Genomic DNA, 23,782 nt, shown 5'->3' with positions numbered 1-23,782 from the left:
CCACAAAATAAATATGGACGACAGGCACAGTGAGTCATTAAGCAACGTACACGGAACGGTAAATACGGAACATCGCACAGGCTGGCGAAAGATATTCGCTTTTTTGGGCCCGGCCTACCTGGTAAGTGTTGGCTATATGGATCCGGGCAACTGGGCTACTGATATTGCCGGCGGCAGCGCTTTTGGTTACCGGCTGATATGGGTGCTGCTGGCCTCTAACCTCATCGCCCTATTGTTACAATCATTAAGTGCGCGTTTGGGCATTGTGCGCGGGCTCGATCTGGCGCAAGCCTCAAAAAACGCTTATCCCCGCTTTGTTAACTTTTGCTTATATATCCTCGCTCAAATAGCCATTATAGCCTGCGACCTTGCTGAGATCATCGGTATGGCCATTGGCCTTAACCTATTGTTCGGCCTGCCCATGATATGGGGCGTGGTACTTACTATTACCGATACCGTGCTGCTTTTGTTCTTGATGAACAAAGGCATGCGAAAGCTGGAAGCCTTTATTGTATCGATGATCTCCGTTATCGGCATTGCTTTTTTAACAGAGATGTTTATTGTTAAGCCGGATGTGGTGGAGATAGCCAAAGGTTTTATCCCCAACAACCTGTTTAAAAACGATGAGGTGAGCCATAAAATGCTCTACATAGCCATAGGTATTATTGGCGCTACGGTGATGCCGCACAACCTGTACCTGCATTCGTCGCTGGTGCAAACACGCAAGATCAGCCGTACCAAAGAGGGCATCAAAGCATCGCTAAAATTCAACATGTTTGATACGGTGATAGCGCTTAACCTGGCTTTTTTAGTAAACGCCGCGATATTGATACTGGCCGCGGGTGCTTTTTTTAAAAATGGTTATTTTGAAGTTGCCGAGATACAGGATGCCTACAAATTGCTCGAAAATATTTTTGGAAAGATAGCCCCTGTGCTGTTCGCTGTAGCCTTAATTGCATCCGGACAAAGCTCCACCGTTACGGGTACCCTTGCCGGGCAGATCATTATGGAAGGCCACATTAACCTGCGTATTGCTCCCTGGATGCGCCGGCTGCTTACCCGTTTGCTGGCCATATTGCCTGCCGTATTTACCATTCTATATTTCGGCGAGAATGCACTGAGCGATCTGCTGATATTGAGCCAGGTGGTATTGAGCCTGCAATTGGGTTTCGCTATTATTCCGCTGATACACTTCACGTCCGACAAAACCAAGATGCAGGGTTTTGCTATTGGGCCACTCGCAAAAATAGCGGCGTGGATAAGCGCCGTATTGATTGTAGGCCTTAACGTTAAGCTGGTTATTGACCAGGTGAACGATTGGATAAGCGGCTACCCTAACGCCCGCGTAGAGATATATGCCATTGTAGTGCCGCTGATCATCGGCATAGGTGTGTTGCTGCTATATATTTTTGTTAGGCCGCTATTATTTAAGCTAAAGGAAAGGCCGGCCCGTGTACCACATGGTGAAGCTACCGCTATTGGCGATATCAGCCCGATAATTTATAACAACATTGCCATTACCATTGATTTTAGCGCTAACGACCGCGATTCTATTCGCCATGCTATTATGCAGGGTGGTAAGGATGCGGCTTATACTTTAATCCATGTGGTTGAAACTGCCGCCGCACGATACCACGAAACTGAAGTGATGGACCGTGAAACGCAAAGCGACGTAAAAAACCTGGATCTGTACATTGATGACCTGCAACGAATGGGATATAACGCCCGCGGTTACATTGGCTACGGAATGCCAGCTAAGGCTATCGCTAAAATTGTGAACGACGAGGGTATTGACTTTATGGTGATGGGATCGCACGGGCACCGGGTACTTAAGGATTTAATATTCGGCACCACCGTAAACACCGTACGGCACATGGTGAACGTTCCGGTACTGGTTGTTAAGCCCCAAGCAAAATAAATTCGCATATTTGCACCTACAGAGAGACATGAGCCAGGATAAGATCTACATAAAAAACAAAAAAGCCTACTTTGAATACCACGTACTGGATAAGTATGTGGCCGGTATTCAACTGCTGGGTACCGAAATAAAATCAATACGCCAGGGTAAGGCCAATATTAACGATGCCTTTTGCAGCTTTATAAACGGACAGCTTTATGTGCGCAATTTGCATATTTCAGAGTATTCGTTCGGCTCATTCTACAACCACGAGGCCAAGCGCGACCGCGTGCTGCTGCTCAACAAAAAGGAATTAAAAAAGCTACTTACCAAGGGTGAAGAGCGGGGTTTTACCATTATTCCGCTGGCATTATTTATCAGTGAACGGGGCTTTGCCAAGCTGGAAATAGCCCTGGCACAGGGTAAAAAAGACTTTGACAAGCGCGAAACCATGAAAGAACGCGACAGCAAACGCGAACTGGACAGGGTGATGAAAAGTTAAAGTAGCAGTCCCTTCCGTCCCCTAAAGGGGAAACTTGATAATCATTTGCAATACAAACTCCCCTTTAGGGGCCGGGGGCTACTACCACGCCTTATCCCCTACCAGCGGTACAAACCTAAAGGTGTCTAACACTACTTTTTCGTAATCGTGCTCGCCAACTTTTAGTATGGTTACCATTTGCTGGGAGTTTTCATCTCCTACAGGGATCACTAAAATACCGCCTATTTTGAGTTGCTGCAGCAAAACATCGGGCACGGTGGGCGCGCCTGCAGTAACAATGATTTTATCATACGGCGCATGCCCGGGTATGCCCTTTGAACCATCGCCTAAAAAAAAATGAGGTTTGTATCCTAAACGGGTAAGGCCGTCAACCGTGCGTTCGTACAGGGCCTGCTGGCGTTCAATGGTATAAACCTTTGCGCCAAGCTTTAATAATATACAGGTTTGATAACCGCTTCCGGTGCCTATCTCCAACACTTTATCGCCTTTATTAATATGCAACAGCTGGCTTTGGTAAGCTACGGTGTATGGCTGAGATATGGTTTGCCCCTCACCTATCGGGAAAGCGATATCCTTGTATGCCTGGTTCCAGAAAGTTTCATCAAAAAAGAAATGCCGCGGAACTTCCCACATGGCATTTAATACGTTTTCATCTTCAATGCCCTTCTTTCTCAATAGTTCTATCAGCCGCTTGCGCGCTCCTTTTTCACGATAGTTATCAATACTTTTGTAGGCCATTTGCTGCCAAAGTTAGCTAAAATTGCGGGGTTAACCGAGGCTGAAGCCATGCTACAGCCTGAGGTTTAATTTATCTGTTTGTGTAGCATCCTGTTAAAATTACACGTACCGGCAATTAAACACCCATGGCATGAAAATAATTATTCAACCACGCATCATATTAATCGTTTTATGCATTACGCTGGCAAGCATGTTTACAGCCTGTAAAAAAGATAAAAATGAAAAGCAGGCTGAAGGCATTGTGCTCAACACCGGCTCGCCTGCGGCAGACGGTTGCGGATGGCTGATATTGATGAACAATACCATGTACAGCCCTGACAACCTGCCTGCAAGCTTTATGCAGGATAGTTTGCGGGTTAAAGTGCGTTATAATAATTTAAGCACACGGTTCAGCTGCGGCATGATAGCCAACAACGGTTTTCCGCAGGTACATATTAACAATATCAGTAAAAAGTAAGTTAATACGGGTCAACGTCAGGCTGTACAATGCCGCCCTTGCTCAGCTTGGTGGTTTGAAACTGCATAATCACATCGCGTATAACGGCCTTGGCTTTGTTAATGGAGATGCCATCCTTTTCAAACTTAAGCATAATGGTTTTAATGTAGTAGTTGCGTATGCGGCTCACCAGCGGCGCTTCAGGGCCAATCACCCTATCGCCAAATTGCTTACGTAACTCATTAGCCAGGTAAATCGACTGGTTGTATAACGCATCCGGATCCTTATGCTTAATATCCAGGTTGATGATGCGGTAATACGGCGGGTATTTAAAACTGCGCCGCTCTTCCATCTCGGTAAAATACAGGTCGTGGTAATTATTTTCGATCACCTGCCTTAACACCCGGTGGCCGGTGTCATAAGTTTGTATCACTACCTTGCCGCGTTTACCCCTTCGCCCTGCCCTGCCGCTCACCTGCGATAGCAGCTGATAACTACGCTCATTAGCCCGGTAGTCCGGAAACTTGAGCAGGCTATCCGCGTTAATAATACCTATCACGGTAACATCGGCAAAGTCAAGCCCCTTAGCCACCATTTGGGTGCCCACCAGTATGTCTATTTTTTTCTCCTCGAGATTGTTGAGTATATTTTGCAGCGCGTTGCGCGATCGTGTGGTGTCCATATCCATTCGGGCAAGGCGAGCATCGGGTAATAGCAAACTCAAATCATCCTCAATCTTTTCGGTACCAAAGCCTTTGTATTCCAAATGGGTTGACCCGCAGGCGGGGCATATACTGGGCGAATCCTCCTTATAACCACAGTAATGGCAATGCAGTTTACCGCTGCTTTTATGGTACGTTAAACTTACATCGCAATTGATACATTTAGGTGTATGGGCGCAGGTACGGCACATGAGCAAGGGCGCGTAGCCCCTCCGGTTTTGGAACAGGATCACCTGCTCCTTGTTTTCAATAGCCTGCCGCATATCCTTCATCAGCACACCGGTAAAGTGCGATTGGATGGTTTTTTGTTTGGTTTCTTCGGCTATGCTTACCACCTCAATATCCGGCAGCTCAACGCCGCCATAACGCTGCACTAATTCGGTTAAGCCGTATTTATGTACACGGGCGTTAAAATAACTCTCGAACGATGGCGTTGCCGAACCCAGCAATACCTTGCCCTTGTACATAGCCGAAAGATAAATAGCCACATCGCGGGCGTTGTAACGGGGAGCCGGGTCAAATTGTTTGTACGATGTTTCGTGCTCCTCGTCAACTATGATCAGCCCCAGATCATCAAACGGCAAAAAAACGGATGACCGCGCACCAAGTATCACCCGGTAATCGCCGTTCAGCACCTTCTGCCATACCTCGGCGCGCTCGTTATCATTAAACTTGGAATGATATACGCCGATATTGCTGCCAAAATATGCACGTAAACGTTCGATGATATGCGTTGTCAGCGCAATCTCCGGTAGCAGATATAATACTTGCCTGCCGCTGTTTATCATCTCCTCTATCAGGCGCACATAAATCTGCGTTTTGCCCGATGAGGTTACGCCGTATAGCAGTACGGTATCTTTATCCTCAAATTGCCGCTGTATATCATTTAACGCATTTTGCTGCAGCTCACTCAGGTCAAATATGCCGGTGTCATTTTCCTGCTCGTAATGCAGGCGGCTCACGCTCTTTTCCTCAGCAAAAAATATTTCTTTTTCAATGAGTGCCTTTATAACCGCGGGACCAGCGCCGCTCTCCTCAGCAATATCATTTTTTGATACTGCCTTTTGATGCCGGGCCAGTTTCATATACGTCAGCAACGCATCGGCCTGTTTAGGCGCACGCTCCAAAATACTGAACAACTCGCGCAGGTTATCCTGGTTATGATAAACAGGGTTAAGGGTAATGAAGGTACGCTTGCGGGGCTTGTACCGGTCGCTCACCTCTTCGGATATATTGATGATGTTCTTCTCAAACATCCCTTTCAATATTGGCATTACCGTTTTTTGGCCCAGCAGTTTGGCAATATCGCTTACGGTAAGCTCCGGCTGCAGGTCGAGCGCCTCGGCAATCAGAAACTCTTTATCGTGCAAGGTAGCCCGGTCAATCAGGAAATCCTTGTTTAGCACTATCTTGGTTTCGCTGGCCAGTTTTAAAGCCGCGGGTAGCGCGGCATTCATCACCTCGCCTACATTGCACATGTAATACTCGGCTATCCATTGCCAAAGCTGAAGTTGGTAAGGGGTTACTATAGGCTGTTCGTCCAGCACCTCAAGGATGTATTTAGCCTCGTATTTTTCAGGAGCCTGCGTGCCGATAGCCGCAACGATAGCGGTGTACAGTTTGCTTTTACCAAATTGCACTACCACCCGCTTGCCAATGGCAACGGCATCATTCATTTCAAAAGGCACACGATAGGTATAGTTTTTGGCTATTGCCAATGGCAAAATAACCTCGATAAAAAGCGTTTTCCTGTCGGATGTATTTGAGGGTGCGAACTCCAGCATGTAATAATATTAACGGTGACGTAAGGCCGCAATTGCCAGGCATATCCAGCCGGCAATAAACAGCAAACCACCAACCGGTGTAATTGGCCCCAAGATACCTAACCAGCCCCAGCCCAACAGCTCGCGGCACGATAAAAGGTACAGCGACCCGGAGAATAACACAATACCCAGCGTAAATAAATAGTATGCCGCCGCAATTAATTTGATTTTAAAACGTGTAAAAGTAGATAGAAACAGTAGTGCGAAAACATGATAAAAGTTGTATTGAACGCCGGTTTGCCAAACTTCGAGCTGCCTTTCAGTAATCAGTGCCCGCAAACCATGCGCGCCAAAAGCGCCTAACACTACCGCTACCGCCCCGAATATGGCCGCGGTAAAAATGATTTGTTTATTCATTGAAAGATAAAAAGACTAAGTTAGGGTAATTTTGGCAAGTAACGTTTAATGCAGTGCCATAATTTGCATAACTTGCAAGTGCAAACATATAAATGAAACGCATAATTTTTATTACGGTTATTTTGCTTGTTGCCTGCGGTTATATTACGGTAGCATACTTTAAAAGCCTGAACCCACCGGGCAGGCATACCAGCCAGGTTATGCGCAACGTACCGGCAGATGCAGCCGTAGTGTTCGAGTTTCCGAACGATGCGAGCTTCTACGATATATTCAGGAACAACACCTTGCTTGCGGCCATATCCGGCAAAGAAAACATTGATGAATTAGATACACTACGTAATTTGCTCGGCACCAATGCAGATGGCTTGTTCAGCGGGCAGCACATTTTTGTATCGGTACACCCGGCGCAAAACGGCACTAACCTGCTGCTTACGGCGGTTGCCCCTAAAAACTTTAAAGCGTCTGATTTTAACGACCTGGCAAAAAATCCGCTGTTAATCTTATCTGACTATGCGCAGGGTAAAAGCAAGGGTTGGATTGTATACATCAAGGCGATAAAAAAGCGTTTTTATATCATCAATAAAGGTAAAGGCATTTTTTCAGGAAGCTTTTCGAAAGAACTGGCATCCCGCGCGGCGGGGTTTTATACAGACAAACCCGTATTTGCTGTAGAACCTGCCCAACCGGATAACAACGCGCTTGGCTCGCTGTATATTAATTACCAGCAAATCAATCCGCTGCTTGCCGGCTATTTTAAGAACACCACCAATTTGCCAGTCAACTTTTACGGGCTGGCATCAACGGCTAAACTGAGTTTGAACTATAAAAGCGACGCGCTGATGTTCAACGGCACCTCGTCGCTTACGCAGGGCGGAAGGCATGGTTATTTGAATGTTTTTATCAACCAAAAACCTGCCGACAATCACCTGAAAAACATAATGCCATCAACCACGGCATTTTATAACAGCTTTACACTATCAAATACTCAACAGTTTTTTAATGACCTGGATAGATGGCAGCACAATACGGGTGTCGCTAAAAAAGAGGCTGCTTTATTTACTACTATAAAAAACGAAACCGGCGTCAACATACGACAGGCTTTTAATGGCTTTACCGCTAACGAGTTCGCGGTATTAACTACCCGCTTCCAGGAAAAACTCGGCATTGTAGCGCTTAAAAACGGATCGAAATTACTGCCGCATTTTTTAAACATCAGCTCGCAAATGAGCGAGAACAGCGGCAGGCTTAATTACGACAGGCTGATGTATTATTTGTTGGGTGATGTTTTTGGCAGCTTTCGTAAGCCGTATTTTATGATTGTTGACAATTACCTTATCATGGCGGCAACCTACCCTGAAATACAAAGTTATTATGAAATGTATATGAACCGGAAATTCCTGACCAAAGCCGGCGAATACATTAACTTTGATAACCTGATGTCGCAAAGGGGGAACATTTGTTATTTTGTACATAGCAAAAACGCGCGGTACGTTTTTAAGCGCGATATGCATACAGAAACTTATACCGCATTTAACGAGGGTACGCCCGGCTGGCAAAATGTATATGGAGCATCCTATCAGTTAACTGCCTCGGGTAATAGTTTTTACACTAATTTTTGTATCGGCGCCGATACTTTGCGGAGTCAGCAAAATACAATAGCATCAAACTAAACCCCATTTAATAAAAATTTAATCAACCTTAACGGCTTAAATGCGTTTAACAAGCATCACTAATAAACAGGCGCCGGCACAAAGTGCTATTTAATATATATGAAGAAATTTTTACTACTGTTTTTGCTGTTAATCCCCTCTATGTTTGCAGCGGCGCAGCAGTTTTCGCAATACAATACCGGGACGCTGTTCGACTCTTTTGAAAACCCTTCGCAACGGTCATTCATCCGCGATTCGAGCTATAATATGGCATCGAACTTTTTGATACCTAATTTTGGCGGATACGCTTTCTTAACCGGTAATGCCCAACGCTCTGTACAAACCCGCCTGTTTGATGAGCGGTATGATAACTCCCAGCTAAAAGTAGGTGAAGGGAAACTGAACCACGTAATTGGCAACACCGGCGTTTACCTGTTGATGTTTAAGTGGTATGCCGGGATGCAGGGCGATAAGGAAATGGGCATATCCTTTAAAACCAAAGGTGAGGCCAACGGCACCATTACCGATGAAAGCATAGCGCTATTTAACGGATCGGCCAACTTTCAAAACCAGGCATACAATCAGATATTGAATAGTAAGGGCTACTACCAAACGTACCACCAGATAGGCTTTTCGTATCGCGAAAAATTAAGCAAACGGGCGGCTTTTGGCTTTAAGGTGAATTTTTTGATGGGTTTGCAGTACCAGGAAATATTGATCAATAACTCGAGCATTGCCTTTGATAAAGCCGCAGACCGCGCAGAACTTGCCTTAGATGGTTTGTATTATGCCAGTGAAAATGCCGGGCGTTTTAAAGCCAGCACTTTCGCGCCTAATTTCCGCAACCCGGGGGCATCGGTATCTATCGGTGGTTCTTATAAAAACGAGGGAGGATATATATGGCAGGGTAACGTAAAAGATCTGGGATTTATTCACTGGAGCGGTAAATCAAACACTTACCGGGTTTTAGGCTCAACCACGTTAACTGATCTTTCACGGCCTTGGCGGGAAGATACCGTGCGCAACCAGTTATCAAACCTGCTTAAGTCGGGGTATATGAGCACGGGCTCATTTATTACCCCTACCGACGGCGTAGCCGAGGCAAGCGTAGCCAAAAAATACTTCTTTAATTACGACCGTACCTTTGGTTTGATGCCCACACTAATTGTGCAAAAGCAGCTTTTTTATCCGGGGATTACCGGCGCGCTGGTTAACCACCTTCAGTATAATAACCTTACCATTACAGCAACGGCATCATACAATGATTTGCGCTTGTTTAACTTTGGCGGCCAATTTATGTACAAATCGCCCAATTTTGAGTTTTACCTCGGATCGGAAAGATTACTGCCTACCGGCCGAATGGTATTACAACGATTTGGCAACAACTCAGCCTATACAGGTGCCGATGTATTTCTGGGTTTCTCGTTGAAATTTGGCAGGCCGGTTGAAAGTCCGCTTAATGCCAGCTATATCCCGATGGGTGAAGAAAAAGGATTTTTCGGCCGCTTTTTCGACAAGATATTTGGCAAGCGCAAAGGCGGCGGCGAACTATAGCGCTTTTTTACCGGCTATAAAGTCTTTCAGATAAAAAGGTTCATAATAAGCTACATCCTCAAACGCGGCGGCCTGTAGTTTTTGCAAGGCCGGCTGGGCAAGATGCTCGGCCGAGTTAACAAAACCTGGCACAATAACGGCGTTTTGATGAGTTAACACTTCCTCAAACTTTGGAGCACCATCGCCAAAAAATATGATCTTTCCGTTGGCTAAGCGATCGGCATAACTGTTTGTATCAATTATTTCGGCTGATGTTTCGGTAACGCGTTCGCCATTGGCGGTAAATAAGGCAGTATAAACTTCCATACGACGGGCATCAATCATGGGGCACAGCAAGGTATTATCATCAATCTGCCCCGCGCCTGAAGCGATGAAACCCTTAGCCATGGCTTCAAGCGTTCCAATAGCGATCAGCGGTTTATCCAACGCAAAACAAAGCCCTTTAGCGGTTGATATACCTATACGCAGACCTGTGTACGAACCTGGACCGGCGCTAACCGCTATAGCATCAAGCATTGTGTATTCAACACCAGCTTCTTTAAGTAGTTCATCAATATACAGGGTAATTACCTCGGCGTGAATATTACGTTGATTAATGGTTTTGGAGGCTACAACATTACCATTTACAGCCAGGGCGACTGAACAGGCGGTGGTAGCGGTTTCAATTTGCAGTATGGTGTTCATATTTCAGGATCAATCAGGTACCGGGTCGTGCCCATGGCCGCCCCAGGGATTGCAGCGTGCAATGCGCTTCAAAGTTAACCATCCACCCTTAAAAGCGCCATGTTTTTTTACCGCTTGGATGCCATATTGCGAGCACGACGGCGTATAGCGGCAAGCCGCGCCAAATAAAGGCGAAAGAAAATACTGGTAAATACGGATAAGCGCTATGAAGAATGCACCTGTTATGGCTTTAAGAAAATTTATTAGCCATTTCATTTTGACACCTCTCCACTTAGTTGCATCAGCAATTTGATCATCTTTTTCTCCATAAACGCGTATTCAGTAATTTCTTTGCCGATATAGCTTATAGAAAGGATGATTTTTTTGCTGGACAGGTGATCGTAAAGCAACTCCTGTTTGTGAAGGCGATAGGCTTCGCGGATACGGCGTTTAACCAGGTTACGGTCAACCGCTCGTTTATACCGTTTTTTTGCTACCGACCACACTACCTGAACCGGAGCTTCGATAGTCTCAACGGGCATCCAGGAAACCTTGAAGGGGTAACATAAAAAAGAAGAACCGTTACGATATAAAGCAGCGATAAGCCGTTTATTACATAACCGTTCTTCTTTTTTAAAAGTATACATGAGTTGTAGCTGCAGGGTTTAACCAGGAAATTATAAATGCCCGGCACCCCTATAAACCGCAACTTTACAGGAGCCGGAATTAAGCTTTGTGACGACGCTCGTCAGAAACGGTTAATCTTTTTCTGCCTTTAGCTCTTCTTGAAGCTAAAACCCTTCTGCCGTTAGCAGATGCCATACGCTCACGGAAACCGTGCTTATTTCTTCTTTTTCTTTGAGATGGCTGAAACGTTCTTTTCATCGCTGTATATTGTTATTCGTCGTTTATCGATTTAAAAAATAAAGAGCGCAAATGTAGTGCTTTTTTTGCTTTTATCAAATATCCTGTTAACTAATATTAATAGTATATGGAGGTATTTATCCACATACACACAATCCAGCTTATTTACGGGCCAGTATATCGCGTATTTCGGTAAGCAAAACCTCTTCTTTGCTGGGTGCCGGGGGTGCAGCGGGTGCGGCCTCTTCTTTCTTTTTTAAGGAATTAATGCCCTTTACCACGATAAATATACAGAATGCCACAATCAGGAACTGGATAATGGTGTTAATAAAGTTACCATATAATATAGATACCTCGGCGGTTTTCGTTACCGGGTCGGCAGCTTTAAGCAGTATCTTTTTATCCGAAAAATCAACGCCGCCGGTTACATAGCCTATCGGCGGCATTATCACATCATTAACCAGCGAGGTTACAATTTTGCCGAATGCAGCGCCGATGATAACACCCACCGCCAGATCGACCACGTTTCCACGCATGGCAAACTCTTTAAATTCTTTAGCAAAGCCCATATCTCAAAAATTTAAGTTTAATAAAGATAAAAAATAATATCCCCTCAAAACAAATGTATTAGTTTGTCTATTTACAATCATTATTACACTCAACAAATAACTTATTTTAAAGTTATGGCTAATTTGATGTAATTTTGGCCCTGCTTAACTATGTTAAAACAAAATCTTCAACAAAAGCTATTACAAAAGTTATCGCCTCAGCAAATACAATTTATAAAGCTGCTGCAGGTACCTACTGTTTCATTGGATACCCGTATTAAAGAAGAGCTGGAAGATAACCCGGCGCTTGAAGATTTCAGCCTGTCATTAAACGAGCCCGAAGAACAATACCCGGACCGCGACCCGGATGACGATTTCAGCAGCTCAGACAACGAGGGCGGTGAGGCTGATGAGTTTAATATAGATGATTACCTGCAGGATGACAGCGTAAATGATTACGGCTCGCGCTACGATCAGAATGGAGACGATGAGGAAGATAAGAAAGAGATGCCCATCGCTATCCAGAATTCCTTTATCGAGAACCTGCAATCGCAGCTTGATTTGCTGCTGCTGTCAGACAAGGACTTCTTAATCGGTAAACAGATCATCGGCAGCCTTGATGACGACGGCTACCTGCGCAGGCCTATCATGTCGTTAACAGACGATCTGGCGTTTTCAGCCAATGTAATGGCAGAGGACGAGGAAGTTGAGGATATGCTGAAGGTGATACAAAGCTTTGACCCACCGGGAATTGCCGCCCGTACTTTACAGGAGTGCCTGCTAATACAGTTAAGGCGCAAGGATGTTAACGACCCGATCATCAAAAAAGCAATACTGGTAGTTGAGGAATACCTGGACGAGTTTACACGTAAGCATTACGATAAGCTTGAACGCGCGCTTAACATGAATTCGAGCGAATTGAGGGCTGTAGTTGGTGAGATACTGAAACTGAACCCGAAACCGGGTGATTCCAGCGAGGTGAACACTAAACAGCTACAGGTAATACCCGATTTTCATATTACCAATAATGATGGTGTATTGGTTTTAACGCTCAACGCTAAAAACGCCCCTGAATTAAAAGTTAGCCGCTCGTACCAGGAGATGTTTCAGCATTATGACAAGGCATCACAAAAAGATAAGAAACTGAAAGAAGCGGTACAGTTTGTTAAGCAAAAGCTCGATTCGGCAAAATGGTTTATTGATGCCATTAAGCAGCGCCAGCAAACCCTGCTTAAAACCATGAATGCCATTATGCAATATCAGTACGATTTCTTTTTAACCGGCGATGATAAAAACCTGCGCCCGATGATATTGAAAGATATTGCCGACAGGATCAGCATGGATATATCAACGGTATCACGCGTGGCCAACTCTAAATACGTGCAAACAGAACATGGTACTTTTCTGCTTAAATCGTTCTTCTCTGAAGCCATACAAACCGAAAGCGGTGAAGAGGTATCAAATAAAGAAGTTAAAAAGATACTGGAAGAGCATATCGGCAAGGAAGACAAACGCCACCCGCTGGCAGATGAGAAGCTTACTGAAATATTAAAGGAAGCCGGCTACAACATAGCCCGCCGCACAGTAGCCAAATATCGTGAGCAGATGAATATTCCGGTGGCGCGCCTGCGTAAGGAGTTATAATCAACGTAAAAGCATTAGGTAGCCACTATATGGCTTGCTGCCATCCTTTAAGTCGATAGTATAGTAATACGTTCCGGCGGGTAATATGCTGCCGTTCATGGTGCCATTCCAAGCGGCAGTGTAACCTGTTGACGAGAATACGCGTGCGCCGTTACGGTTAACAATCGTAATTACACAATCCGGAAAGCTTTGTAACAGATCAATATTCCAGGTATCGTTTATACCATCGCCATTAGGCGTAAACGTGTTGGGGATGGTAAGCTGTCTATGCACCTCTACCTTTACCATGCTTACCACACTGCAAGCGCCGGATGTTACGGTAAGGCGGTAAGTCATATCGTTATTCAACGTAATCTCGGGGTTCAGCACATCATCCCGGCTAAGCCCTTCTGATGGCAGCCATTTATAGGTGAGCGCTTCGCCTGTAGCGCTCAGGCCTGGCTGCTTCCCTCGCCCGTTAAAAACATTAACTACCGCGGGCACTGTTACAACAGGCAGCCTACTCACCGTGATATCGAAAGTTTTAATAGCAGGACATCCCCTATCCGACTGGAATGTATAAGTGAGCGTATGTATACCCGGCCCGGCATCTGCGGCAATAAAATTTCCGCTTTGGTTAACACCCTGACCTGAAAACGTGCCTGTGCCGTTAATACCGTTAGCGTTTGCTGTGAATTGCACCGGCGCGCTATCCTCACACAAAACAAAGCCTGATGAAGAACTTATGTTGATGTTGGGTTGCGCGTATACGGTAATATCCGTTTCGTACTGCTCGCTACAGTTAAGGCCAGAATATACCACCATGCGCACCTTGAAGGTTTTACTTGCCGGAAAGCTAAACGGATCGTACAAATGACTTACCCTGCCATCTGCCGGCATATTGGCTCTGGTTAGTGTAAGCTTCTCGCCCGGCTTATTAATTACATCAAAATACCAATCAACCTTAATTATTTCACCTTGATTAACACGTGCGTTATTTACAAAAGCTACCGGCTCGGCCACACACAGGTTGGCTTGGTTTTCAACCAATACACCGCCGCTAAACGTGTCGCCGCTAACCACAATTTCGGCTGTTTTTGTTACCAGGCAACCATTACTGGCAGCTGCCGTAAGCTTTACCTGGTATAACCCGGCACGGGTATAATGGTGCGCACCGTTTTTTGCTGAACTTGTATTGGCGCTGCCGGATGCAGGGTCGCCAAAGTTCCACGAGTAAGTGATCTGCCCGTCGGTACCATCGGCAAGCAGCGTATTATTTTCAAATACTGCCATATCGGCCACACAAACTTCGGGCACGGCAAAGTTGATGACAGGCGCGGTATTCACTGTTAGGGTATGGCTAACGGGGTCGCTGTAACAACCTGTACTTTTTGATCGCACGCGCAAGGTAACTATAAAGGTGCCACCCGTAGCGTATTGATGATAAGGCTTATTATCAGTAAAACTTACCGGCGGTGTACCATCGCCGAAGTCAAACTGCCATTCGGCAATGTCGGCAAGTGCAGGCGAGGTACCATTGAGCCTGACCATATCTCCTGCCGAGCACAACCTGTTTGCATAGGTAAAATCAGCAACCGGAAGCGGGTATACCGTAACGCTTTTCAAACGCTCATCGGTACAGCCGTTGTTATTTGTAATTGTAAGCTTAACATTGTAAGTGCCTGAGGCTACGTACAAGTGAGTTGGTGATTGTTCATAGCTGTCGCTGCCATCGCCAAAATCCCAGTGCCAGGTTTTTATGGCGCTTCCGCGCGCCCGGCTGCTATCAGCAAAAAGCATTTCATTTTTTAAACACACATTCTGCACCGCGAAACGTGCCACCGGCGGGTCTGAAATATTAAAAGAAAACTCAATGTCGCGCGTAGAGCCGCAATCGTCCACCTGTTGCGGGTTAACTATTGCCTTTACCAGGTAGTCGCCGGGCCGGTAATTAACCACATTGGGTAAACGGTAATAATAGACCGTACCGCCGTTAACCGATGCGGTGGTATAAGCCGGATTATTCTGTGTAACCTCGGTACTATCATGCAGTACCCATTTTATAGAATTTGTGGGGTATGGAAGCGCTAATTGCAAATGATAATCAACATTTGAGCACCCCGCCAAAAAACTGCCCGTCCCCCCCGGCGGTGTTAACACAATGCGCTCATTCAAATTATCGAGGTTGGCACCTGCCGCGTAGCCGTAGGATTCATACTGACCAAAACCGTAGGCTGTAGCATTGAATCCGCTTGCTGCCGACAGGTTATGCACCCCGCTGGAAACAGCTATTTGCGCGTACGAATATGCGATATTGCCAGGCACGGCAGTAAAATTCACATAGGGCTGGCTATCCAGCTTGAACGTAGGCACATCGGCTGTTTTTACAACCACGTTAATAGTATTGGCTTGTATATTATTGTTTCTTGCCGAGTACAGGGTAACCTGATCAAGCGTTTGCTCAAGGGGGTTCAGGTAAATCATCTCCGGGTCGCCAAGCCGCTCGTTGCCGGGTATACAATTTTCGGTTTGTGTTTGTGTAACCGCATATTGTACCACCTGCACAGGCTTATCTGCCTTAATTACATTAATTCGGGATGATGGAAATTCAATATAATTAACGCCGGGCGCCGGCGGGTTCATCAGCGTACCATTAAGCGTTATAGCGGTATTCTGTTCGCTAAGTACCACTCTGAAAATATCATAAGCCCTGCCTCTAAGCGGCACCGTAATATAACTTTTACCCCATGATGCTGTTGGATAAACCTGCTGTATAACGTTGTCTGATGTATAATTGGCCCGATCGCAACCTATAGCGAGCTTGGTGCTGCCTGCAAATACGGCTATCTTTTTACAACCATCGTTGTTAGTACTTATTGATCGTATGCGCGTACCGGTCAGATCTGTTTCTGATTGCCCCTGATAAACTTCACCTTTTTTAAGTTTTTTTGAAAACGGCACGCCGGCGGCGTTACCGTCTCTAAGCGCCTGGCTGGGCGTAATTTCTACCGTGGTATTGTCATCGGTTGCAATAACGGCAAATTGGGAGTAGCTTACCGCCTCATCCTGATTGTTATCTAACGAATTTGATTTTTGGGTATAATTGATGGTATAATAGTCCTTACCCAACGTGTTTACAGGCAGCACCAGCGTAGCTCCTGATACAGATAAGGCGAAGATGTGCGCGTAAACAGCCACAGGCTTATCAGCCTCTACATATATACCCTTTAGTTTTGTGCCCGTGCCTATTAACTGCGCGTAAGCCGGTATCTCCACCTCCGCTACACCATTTGCAGGCACATTAAAATTTGTACTGAAGCCACCGTCGGCAATACTTACTTTGCCTGAAGTACCAACATCGCAAGCGATGTATAGTACCATCCGGCTATCGCTTGCACGTGTACTTGTAGCAGATATGTGCTCGGTGTAGGCTACCCAAAATTTGGTACCCCTACTGGTGGTATAGCTCTGCGCACCGGCAGTTAACGTGCAAAGCAACAAAAACCATAAAAGTATAGCCTGATAATGAGCACGCACTTAGAATATTATTAACCTGTTTTATAATTGGTTAATAAATATACAAAATGGTTTTTATTGAAAGAATTTATTTGGATTGGGCACCAAATTCAGGAAGGATTCAAAGTTCTCTTCGTAGTGAGATTGATCCAACGTATAGTAAAACGCACCTTTTTTGGATGATTGCTTATCCTTTTCGGCCAGCTTTATCAACAAACCGGTTGAGAGCAGCTTACGGCTAAAGTTACGGTCGTCAAACTTGGTTTGGTAAACCCCCTCGTACAAGGCCTGCAGTTGCGGGATGGTAAACTTTTCTGGCAATAGCTGAAATAATATAGGGTGCAACGCCGCTTTGTACATCAGTTGACGGCGTGCCAGCTTAACCATTTCATTGTGATCAAAAATCAGTTCGGGCATTTCTTCGGGCAGAAACCATTCAGCATGGTGATCGTCATTTAACTGCTTCTCGTATTTGTTAATATCGATCAAAGCGTAATAGGCAATGGATAGTGTACGCTCTACCGGATCGCGGTCAGGCCCGCCAAAAACCCTGAACTGGTCCATATAAACGTTCTTTAACCCCGTACGATGTTCAAGCACACGGTTTGCCGCGTCATCCGGTGATTCGCCGGGCTGCATAAAGCCGCCCATCAGGCTCCACTTCCCTTTTTCGGGATCGAGGTTACGCTGAACCAGCAAAAGCTTGATGTTCCAACCGTCAAAACCAAAGATGATACAATCAACAGCAACCAGGACCGGAGTTTCGCCCGTATATTTTTGCATGAGCTATAAGCTATAGGTTAAAATAGTTTGTAATAATAGCTATTTACCTCAATTGTAACAAATACATTTATTATGCCCGGTTTATATTCTTGTTTAACTTTGGATACAGTAAGCCAAACAAGCCGATAACCGCATAACATATAATGGGCAGATAGTATGCTTTAGCTACATCTGTATTGGCTATCAGGCCCATAACGGGCGGGAACAACGCGCCGCCCACAACACCCATCACGATGAATGATGAAGCCTGCTCTGTATGCCTGCCCAAATCTTTCAACCCTAAACTGAAGATAGTAGGAAACATTATACTGAAGAAGAAGTTGATCAATAACAATGCTATGAATGACGCCCAGCCGTAACCTTGCGCCGCTACAATACACATAACAATAGCTCCGCCGGCAAATATCGCCAGCAATTTATTGGGAGCAATGTAGCTCATCAAGAAAGTCCCGATAAAGCGGCCAACCATTAGCATTACCATACTTAACGATAAAAAGTAACCGGCTTTCTCAGAATCAAAGCCCATCACTTCTTCACCATAATTTATAAAGAAAGCCCAGGTACCACCTTGTGCAGCCACGTTAAATAATTGCGCTATTACCGCAAATACATAATGCTTTCTTTTTGATAGCCAGCTAAGCTCCTTTAAAAAACCCTCTTTTACATTTTCATTCGCATCTATGGCATACGTATCAGTAGCGATAACATGAGGGTCACTCAACACCGGTACTTTTACAAACGAAAAGAGTAAACCTATCAATGCTATTACAGCGCCGATCACCACATATAAAACCTTTACCGATGTTAAATCTACCGACCCGGCGTCCACCCCTCTTAATATAAAGTAACTACCTATTGACGGGCCTAATATGGCACCAACACCATTAAAAGATTGTGCGAAATTTATACGCTGGTCACTGGTACGCTGATCGCCCAACGAGGCCACAAACGGGTGTGCAACAGTTTCTAATGTAGCTAATCCGCAGGCCAGAACAAACAAGGCTACCCTGAAAAAAGTAAACGATACGGCACTGGCAGCAGGTACAAACAAAAACGCGCCTAAAGCATATAAAAACAACCCTAACAACACACCCTTCTTATATCCATATTTTTTCATGAAGATACCCGCCGGAATACCCATAATAAAATAGGCGCCAAACATAGAAACCTGCACGTATGCGGATTGCGATTTGCTTAAACTTAATACGGTTTGAAAATGCTTATTCAACACATCGCCCATGGTAATGGCTATGCCCCACAGCATAAATAGCGACGTTACGAAAATGAAAACTATGAGGTACTTTTTCTCGGTTAATTTGGGCTTCTGATCCATAAAGGTGCTAAAAGATTACAATTTGGTTTGCGCTAATGTATATAAAATTTGATAAACCGATTTATGCGTAACGTTAAATATTACCAATAAGCCGCGCATAAGCAAGCAAGGCGTGAAAGTATGTACTCTCACGCCTTGCTGAAATGTATTATCCTACTATTTGCAGATTATTGCACAACCGGGAATGATGCTATACGTAACCTTGCACCGCCCATAGGTACCAGCGTAAGGCTGGTTTGCGGCTGCTCGGTTTTAACCGGGCTTTGCGGTAGTACGCCGCATAAACCGTACTGGTCTATCTGCCAGCCCGGTATCTGTTTACCGTTAGCTTTCAGCATAATGGGTGCCGATTTGTTGGTAAACGGATTATTATCTGCAGGCCAGGTGCCTTTAACCACCGTGAACGATTGCTCCGGCTTTTGGCTGTTCAGCAGCAACCCATAGTTCCAGGCTGATGCAGGGTATATCTCCCAGCTTGGCCATTTCACCGGGTCGGCATTTTCCTGCCATTGCGAATCACCGATGGCGGTTTGCTTACTGTCCTTTTGCTCATAGCGCTCATCTATTTTAAGTGAATAAGTAAGCGGGCCATAATTAACGCTGGCGCTGTTTTTATTTTTAGCCCATTGCCTTACCGCTATTTTCATAGGCAGTTGCAGGCTTATCTTATCACCGTTTTTCCAGGTATTATCCAGCTTGATATATTCGCCGCCCTTTGCCGCAACCTTAACCACCTTGCCATTTACCTTTACTACCGGAGCGCTGCACCACGCCGGTACACGCAGGTATACCGGGAAGACGTTTTTATCAAAAGTGATCACCTTCATGTCGATCACATCGTTAAACGGATATTGCGTTGTGGTGATGATCTTGGTCAAAGCACCCGCTGATCCAACCTTTGCCGTAACCTCGCCCGGAGCGTACAGCAATGCTGCAACACCATTATCGGGCGTAGCCATCCAGCTGTTCTCGTTATAATATACCCAGCCTGCCGAGTGGTTGTGCTGGCAACAGCGGCTGCTAAACGGGTTCATGGCCAAAAACGGACCGGTATTATCAATACCCGGCGCATGGTTCTTGCTATCGCTCACCACCATATTGGGCGCGGTAAGGTATCGCAAGGCCTTATAATCTGAAGTAAATGCCGCCGGGAAGGTATTGAACGCTACATCCTCGCAGTTATCGGCCCAAAAGGTATCGCCGGTAAATTGCAGCAGGTATTGGTCTGATGTCATTTGCTCTACCAGTCCGCAGGTTTCAACAGCCTGGCGCGGGTCATCATAGCCTTTGCGGGCATTCTCGTCGGCACCAAACATGCCGCCCGGTACCTGTCCGTAAATGTCACGCGTCAGTTTAAACACATCGTAGGTAGCCTGCAAATCGGCAGGGTTATTACTTTGCAGGTAATAGGTAGCCGGTTCACGGAAGCATTGTGCGATGTTCACGTTATGCCAGTTGGGCAGGTTGCCCTTTTGCCTCCAGTCGGATGTGTTTTTATCCAGCTTGGTAGCCAGATCCAACAGGAATTTATCTCCGGTACGGTTATACAGCCAGTAAACGCTCAGCATGTTATCGCCGCCGCGACTTTTCTCCCAGTAATCCTCTAAAAATTTATCATCAGGAATGCTTAGCTGCCATTTGAAGTACTTGGTCATTACCTCAAGTACGCGCGGATCTTTTGAATAATCGTAATATGATTGCAGGCACCAGAGCATCGGCATGTTCGTCCACAAGTCGCGCTTGCCCGGGCCCTTCTCTACATCCGGGCCAAAATCGCCGTTATCGCGCTGGTTGGTAAGCACCGCCTCTATCCAGAATTTGGTTTCCTTCAGCATCTTCGGGTCTTTAAGCACGTAGGCCATATCGCCGTAGCCTTTCAGCCAGTAAGGCAGCTCTTCCCAGCCATATTTGCCCTTGCCATCCTTACTTAGCCAGGCATTATCTTTTTTTGAAAGCCATATACTGATCTCGCCCAGGTTACCGGTGAGGCCATCACGCTGCAGCTCCAGTTGCTTTAGCAACCAGCCGCCTGGCTTTATGGCCGTTACCGGCAGCTTTACAAAGTATTGCTGCCGTAACGGGGCCTTGTTTGATACGTAGTAACTGTTAACCTTGCTGTTATCAACCTGCTTAATGGCTGTAGCAGTTTGCGCCATAAGACTGCCGCCCTGCAATGCCAGCAGTGTTAAAAGCCAGGTTCTTCTCAAATCAGGTAAACGCATAGTTGGTTTATTTTTTTGATTGCATTTTATCGTAAAGCATTTTCATGTAGTAACCGCTTACCACACTACGCGCCTGGAAACCTACCATTTTACCATCGGTAGTTTCGTGCCAATCATTCAGCGGAACACGTGATGGTGTTTCCATGGCGAATTTCCATATCGGGTTTACCAACGCGTCAAAATCCTTTTGGTTATTAGCCAGGGTAGCGGTCCATAAAATCCAGTCAGATTTTGTGTAGGTTTTACGGCTATCCAGCGGCAAACCAAATTCGTTTTGTTTGGTAAGATAGTACTTTATTTCCTTGTTGTATACTTCCTGCGGAAACAGGTTAAGGCCTAATACTTTATCCCAAACCAGATTGTATTTCTGGCTCCAGGTGCCTTTATTTTCAAAGGTAAGGGTATAGTGGTCGCCATCACCGGCAAGCTCCATCCACTTGCTTACCATGCCTTTAGCAATGCCGCGATATTTGTCGGCAGTTTTAGTATCACCTAAACGCTGGGCCATATCGGCATAGCAGGCAATACCTACAATAGCTTTTGCTGATAAGTTGGCATTACGCGCCAGGTGACCGGCAAAGTCATCCGTACATAGCTGTGTTTTAGGATCAAAACCATCCTGAACAAGATAGTTAACCCATTTGCTTAATACATCCCAATGTTTTTTGGCGTAAGCCGCGTTGCCATCAGCCTTTACAATAGCATCGGTCAGGATGATCATGTTGCCTGATTCTTCAACCGGCATATCCTCACCATAGGTTTGGCCGTTAGCCAGCGGATAGGTACCCAAATCGTGCGCTGCCCAATCCTTGGGGAATTTGCCGCTTTCACTGTAATAAAATATCCCGTTCATCATACCTTTAAGTAAACCGGTATTGTAAATCAGGTACATTGGCGCTGATGGATAGGTAATATCAACGGTGTTGATTGATCCGTTACTGAAGTTTTCTTTTGACAACCAAAGCAGATCGCCCTGCGGGCTTTTTACCAGGTTATGCGCCGCGATGCTTTGGCGATAAGCCAGCACACAAAGGTCGGCATATTTTGCACCGCCTGATTTTTTAGCATCAGCATATAAAGTTTTATCGAACGCCTGGCATTTGCTGATCACCGATTTATACTGATCAGCAGCTAAAGCCAGCTGGCCTTCAATAGTTTGCTTACCTGAATTATTCCACCATGGGCGCAGGTTTTGTTTGAAGTACTGGATAGAATATACCTCATCATAACCCAGCTCCACATATTTTTCTACAGCGATTGCGCCTACTGTACCAAACGGTATAACCGTGTTAAGCGCCAGTGAACGGCCTTGCTGCGCTGTTGACGCACGGCTGCCACTAACAAACGCGGTAGCGGCTTCGCTTTCGGCAGTGATAAATTGTGATACGTTCTCGGCTTTAGGGGCTGCAACATACATATAACCCCAGTCGATACGCAGGTCGTCGCCACGTTTTTGCAGCACGGGCTGCGCGGTAGTACCGGCTTTTAAGATAGAGAGCTTTGCTGTAGCGTATTTAGTAGCCTTAACCTCCTGCACCGGCGTGTTAACCGCTACATCTGTTGACGCGCTGAATAACACCTTAACCGCATGGCTTTTGCCATCATTTGCTTTGGCTTTGTAGGCTATATAGCTTACCGGCCTTGCAATCAGGTTCAAATCGCTCATTAATAATGGCGAGGTAAAGGTAACATCAAGGTTAACACCGCCTGCGGTAAAGTTATAGATGGTTTGGGTAGCGTTAACGGTAACCGCGTTTTGTTTGGCGATCTCCATTTTGCTGCCGCTAACATCCTTAATCTTCTCCACTAAACCGGCATCAAGGTAACGGCCACCGGCGGTATTCGCTACGTGTATAGCTAATACGTTTTCGCCGTCTTTAAGTTTACCTTTAACGCTATTGCTCAGCTTGATCATTTTGAAATCATTTGTCCAGCCTTCACGGTCTAATATTTTATCGCCGTTTAAGTAAACCTCCACGTTATCGTCGTGGTTCATTTTCAGGTATAGCTCATTTAAATCAGTTTTAATATAGCTGAATGTACGGCGCACCCATAGGTCATGACTTTTCCAGCTGGTTTTTACCTGATCATTATCACCAAATGGCGCAGCACCGGTTTTCCATGAAGCATCGTTAAAGTTCGCGCTGCTCCAGTCATCAGCAGGTTTCGCTTCGGTGTATTTAACGCTGTAACCTTTTTCATCCGATGCCGGTAATATGGTTTTGTACTTATCAGCCGCCTGACCTAAAAAACGATAAAACTTACCATCAACATTAACAACACCTAATAATGATTGTGTAGCGCCTGTCCAATGGTTAGTTGATGATTCGGTTAGCTTATCGGTGTTTGACCAGATGCTGAAATACGGATTGTGTGTTACTAAGGGGTACGATGGTGCCTTCCTGTCCTGGGCATGAGCCACACCCGCCGATAAAAGGCACGCGACCGCAATAGAACGAAAACTGATTTTTTTCATTGCTTGTAAAGTATGGAATTAATTTAATTTGGTTTAACTGTAAGCCGTAAAGTTATAATAAATGTCTAACTGACAA

The 23,782-nt window shown here is 45.5% G+C and carries 19 protein-coding genes; 6 read left to right on the top strand and 13 right to left on the bottom strand.

Annotated elements, in window-relative coordinates; all coding sequences use genetic code 11:
• Nucleotides 1-13 precede the first annotated feature (13 nt).
• Together ABD960_RS05160 and smpB are read left to right on the top strand one after the other, a co-directional pair.
• Entirely contained in the window at nt 14-1,918 is a 1,905-nt protein-coding gene (locus ABD960_RS05160) for an Nramp family divalent metal transporter (protein WP_345329851.1), read from the top strand.
• 28 nt (nt 1,919-1,946) lie between these two features.
• Nucleotides 1,947-2,399 (top strand): SsrA-binding protein SmpB, encoded by a 453-nt coding sequence (smpB, locus tag ABD960_RS05155; protein ID WP_345329850.1) that lies wholly within the window; start codon nt 1,947-1,949, stop codon nt 2,397-2,399.
• A gap of 81 nt (nt 2,400-2,480) precedes the next feature.
• Here the strand turns inward: smpB and ABD960_RS05150 are convergent, their stop codons facing one another.
• On the bottom strand, nt 2,481-3,137 hold the full coding sequence (locus ABD960_RS05150; protein WP_345329849.1) for a protein-L-isoaspartate(D-aspartate) O-methyltransferase: 657 nt from the start codon (nt 3,135-3,137) through the stop codon (nt 2,481-2,483).
• 130 nt (nt 3,138-3,267) lie between these two features.
• On the opposite strand from ABD960_RS05150, the gene ABD960_RS05145 reads away from it, so the two are divergent.
• Complete coding sequence (locus ABD960_RS05145; protein WP_345329848.1) at nt 3,268-3,594, top strand: hypothetical protein; 327 nt, start codon at nt 3,268-3,270, stop codon at nt 3,592-3,594.
• Between the two features lies 1 nt (nt 3,595).
• Here the strand turns inward: ABD960_RS05145 and priA are convergent, their stop codons facing one another.
• Nucleotides 3,596-6,079: a replication restart helicase PriA gene (gene priA, locus ABD960_RS05140; protein WP_345329847.1), complete on the bottom strand. Its 2,484-nt coding sequence runs from the start codon at nt 6,077-6,079 to the stop codon at nt 3,596-3,598.
• Between the two features lie 9 nt (nt 6,080-6,088).
• The gene (locus ABD960_RS05135) at nt 6,089-6,475 is read right to left on the bottom strand and encodes a DUF423 domain-containing protein (protein WP_345329846.1); all 387 of its coding nucleotides are present in this window, start codon (nt 6,473-6,475) and stop codon (nt 6,089-6,091) included.
• Nucleotides 6,476-6,567: 92 nt separating this feature from the next.
• Here ABD960_RS05135 and ABD960_RS05130 point away from each other — a divergent pair, with 92 nt between their 5' ends.
• Nucleotides 6,568-8,145: a hypothetical protein gene (locus ABD960_RS05130; RefSeq protein WP_345329845.1), complete on the top strand. Its 1,578-nt coding sequence runs from the start codon at nt 6,568-6,570 to the stop codon at nt 8,143-8,145.
• Nucleotides 8,146-8,244: 99 nt separating this feature from the next.
• Nucleotides 8,245-9,678, top strand: coding sequence for a DUF5723 family protein (locus ABD960_RS05125; protein ID WP_345329844.1), 1,434 nt, complete (start codon nt 8,245-8,247; stop codon nt 9,676-9,678).
• Here the strand turns inward: ABD960_RS05125 and tsaB are convergent.
• The 5 genes from tsaB to mscL all read right to left on the bottom strand — a co-directional run bounded on the left by tsaB (nt 9,673) and on the right by mscL (nt 11,774).
• Nucleotides 9,673-10,362, bottom strand: coding sequence for a tRNA (adenosine(37)-N6)-threonylcarbamoyltransferase complex dimerization subunit type 1 TsaB (gene tsaB, locus ABD960_RS05120; RefSeq protein WP_345329843.1), 690 nt, complete (start codon nt 10,360-10,362; stop codon nt 9,673-9,675). The two genes, ABD960_RS05125 and tsaB, sit on opposite strands and share 6 nt — an antisense overlap.
• Before the next feature lie 9 nt (nt 10,363-10,371).
• Complete coding sequence (gene yidD, locus ABD960_RS05115; RefSeq protein WP_345329842.1) at nt 10,372-10,617, bottom strand: membrane protein insertion efficiency factor YidD; 246 nt, start codon at nt 10,615-10,617, stop codon at nt 10,372-10,374.
• Nucleotides 10,614-10,988 (bottom strand): ribonuclease P protein component, encoded by a 375-nt coding sequence (gene rnpA, locus ABD960_RS05110; protein ID WP_345329841.1) that lies wholly within the window; start codon nt 10,986-10,988, stop codon nt 10,614-10,616. The genes yidD and rnpA overlap by 4 nt, the downstream gene beginning before the upstream one ends.
• 79 nt (nt 10,989-11,067) lie before the next feature.
• Nucleotides 11,068-11,226, bottom strand: coding sequence for a 50S ribosomal protein L34 (rpmH, locus tag ABD960_RS05105; RefSeq protein WP_173415870.1), 159 nt, complete (start codon nt 11,224-11,226; stop codon nt 11,068-11,070).
• 140 nt (nt 11,227-11,366) lie between these two features.
• Entirely contained in the window at nt 11,367-11,774 is a 408-nt protein-coding gene (gene mscL, locus ABD960_RS05100) for a large-conductance mechanosensitive channel protein MscL (protein WP_345329840.1), read from the bottom strand.
• Between the two features lie 150 nt (nt 11,775-11,924).
• Between mscL and rpoN the strand changes: the two genes are divergently transcribed.
• On the top strand, nt 11,925-13,397 hold the full coding sequence (gene rpoN, locus ABD960_RS05095; RefSeq protein ID WP_345329839.1) for an RNA polymerase factor sigma-54: 1,473 nt from the start codon (nt 11,925-11,927) through the stop codon (nt 13,395-13,397).
• Here rpoN and ABD960_RS05090 read toward each other — a convergent pair whose 3' ends face one another.
• The 5 genes from ABD960_RS05090 to ABD960_RS05070 all read right to left on the bottom strand — a co-directional run bounded on the left by ABD960_RS05090 (nt 13,398) and on the right by ABD960_RS05070 (nt 23,706).
• Nucleotides 13,398-16,913 (bottom strand): PKD domain-containing protein, encoded by a 3,516-nt coding sequence (locus tag ABD960_RS05090; RefSeq protein WP_345329838.1) that lies wholly within the window; start codon nt 16,911-16,913, stop codon nt 13,398-13,400.
• A gap of 54 nt (nt 16,914-16,967) precedes the next feature.
• Nucleotides 16,968-17,675, bottom strand: coding sequence for an NUDIX hydrolase (locus tag ABD960_RS05085; RefSeq protein ID WP_345329837.1), 708 nt, complete (start codon nt 17,673-17,675; stop codon nt 16,968-16,970).
• 70 nt (nt 17,676-17,745) lie between these two features.
• The gene (gene fucP / locus ABD960_RS05080; protein ID WP_345329836.1) at nt 17,746-19,008 is read right to left on the bottom strand and encodes an L-fucose:H+ symporter permease; all 1,263 of its coding nucleotides are present in this window, start codon (nt 19,006-19,008) and stop codon (nt 17,746-17,748) included.
• A gap of 167 nt (nt 19,009-19,175) precedes the next feature.
• The gene (locus ABD960_RS05075; RefSeq protein WP_345329834.1) at nt 19,176-21,230 is read right to left on the bottom strand and encodes a beta-L-arabinofuranosidase domain-containing protein; all 2,055 of its coding nucleotides are present in this window, start codon (nt 21,228-21,230) and stop codon (nt 19,176-19,178) included.
• 7 nt (nt 21,231-21,237) lie between these two features.
• Nucleotides 21,238-23,706 carry a glutaminase family protein gene (locus ABD960_RS05070; protein ID WP_345329833.1) on the bottom strand — a complete coding sequence of 823 codons (2,469 nt, stop codon included), beginning with the start codon at nt 23,704-23,706 and terminating at the stop codon, nt 21,238-21,240.
• Nucleotides 23,707-23,782 lie beyond the last annotated feature (76 nt).

Origin of the sequence: Mucilaginibacter defluvii, assembly GCF_039543225.1 — a bacterium.
GTDB classification, from domain to species: domain Bacteria; phylum Bacteroidota; class Bacteroidia; order Sphingobacteriales; family Sphingobacteriaceae; genus Mucilaginibacter; species Mucilaginibacter defluvii.
The sequence above is the reverse complement of the archived record's forward strand: the minus strand, read 5'-3'. Positions and strand labels throughout refer to the sequence as shown.

Excerpts from the sequence above, each read along its gene's own strand:
- smpB (WP_345329850.1), top strand. The coding sequence starts at position 1,947 with ATGAGCCAGGATAAGATCTACATAAAAAACAAAAAAGCCTACTTTGAA.
- priA (WP_345329847.1), bottom strand. The coding sequence starts at position 6,079 with ATGCTGGAGTTCGCACCCTCAAATACATCCGACAGGAAAACGCTTTTT.
- ABD960_RS05125 (WP_345329844.1), top strand. The coding sequence starts at position 8,245 with ATGAAGAAATTTTTACTACTGTTTTTGCTGTTAATCCCCTCTATGTTT.
- ABD960_RS05150 (WP_345329849.1), bottom strand. The coding sequence starts at position 3,137 with ATGGCCTACAAAAGTATTGATAACTATCGTGAAAAAGGAGCGCGCAAG.
- ABD960_RS05075 (WP_345329834.1), bottom strand. The coding sequence starts at position 21,230 with ATGCGTTTACCTGATTTGAGAAGAACCTGGCTTTTAACACTGCTGGCA.
- rpoN (WP_345329839.1), top strand. The coding sequence starts at position 11,925 with ATGTTAAAACAAAATCTTCAACAAAAGCTATTACAAAAGTTATCGCCT.
- ABD960_RS05160 (WP_345329851.1), top strand. The coding sequence starts at position 14 with ATGGACGACAGGCACAGTGAGTCATTAAGCAACGTACACGGAACGGTA.
- mscL (WP_345329840.1), bottom strand. The coding sequence starts at position 11,774 with ATGGGCTTTGCTAAAGAATTTAAAGAGTTTGCCATGCGTGGAAACGTG.
- yidD (WP_345329842.1), bottom strand. The coding sequence starts at position 10,617 with ATGAAATGGCTAATAAATTTTCTTAAAGCCATAACAGGTGCATTCTTC.
- ABD960_RS05145 (WP_345329848.1), top strand. The coding sequence starts at position 3,268 with ATGAAAATAATTATTCAACCACGCATCATATTAATCGTTTTATGCATT.
- ABD960_RS05130 (WP_345329845.1), top strand. The coding sequence starts at position 6,568 with ATGAAACGCATAATTTTTATTACGGTTATTTTGCTTGTTGCCTGCGGT.
- ABD960_RS05070 (WP_345329833.1), bottom strand. The coding sequence starts at position 23,706 with ATGAAAAAAATCAGTTTTCGTTCTATTGCGGTCGCGTGCCTTTTATCG.
- ABD960_RS05085 (WP_345329837.1), bottom strand. The coding sequence starts at position 17,675 with ATGCAAAAATATACGGGCGAAACTCCGGTCCTGGTTGCTGTTGATTGT.
- fucP (WP_345329836.1), bottom strand. The coding sequence starts at position 19,008 with ATGGATCAGAAGCCCAAATTAACCGAGAAAAAGTACCTCATAGTTTTC.
- tsaB (WP_345329843.1), bottom strand. The coding sequence starts at position 10,362 with ATGAACACCATACTGCAAATTGAAACCGCTACCACCGCCTGTTCAGTC.
- rnpA (WP_345329841.1), bottom strand. The coding sequence starts at position 10,988 with ATGTATACTTTTAAAAAAGAAGAACGGTTATGTAATAAACGGCTTATC.
- rpmH (WP_173415870.1), bottom strand. The coding sequence starts at position 11,226 with ATGAAAAGAACGTTTCAGCCATCTCAAAGAAAAAGAAGAAATAAGCAC.
- ABD960_RS05135 (WP_345329846.1), bottom strand. The coding sequence starts at position 6,475 with ATGAATAAACAAATCATTTTTACCGCGGCCATATTCGGGGCGGTAGCG.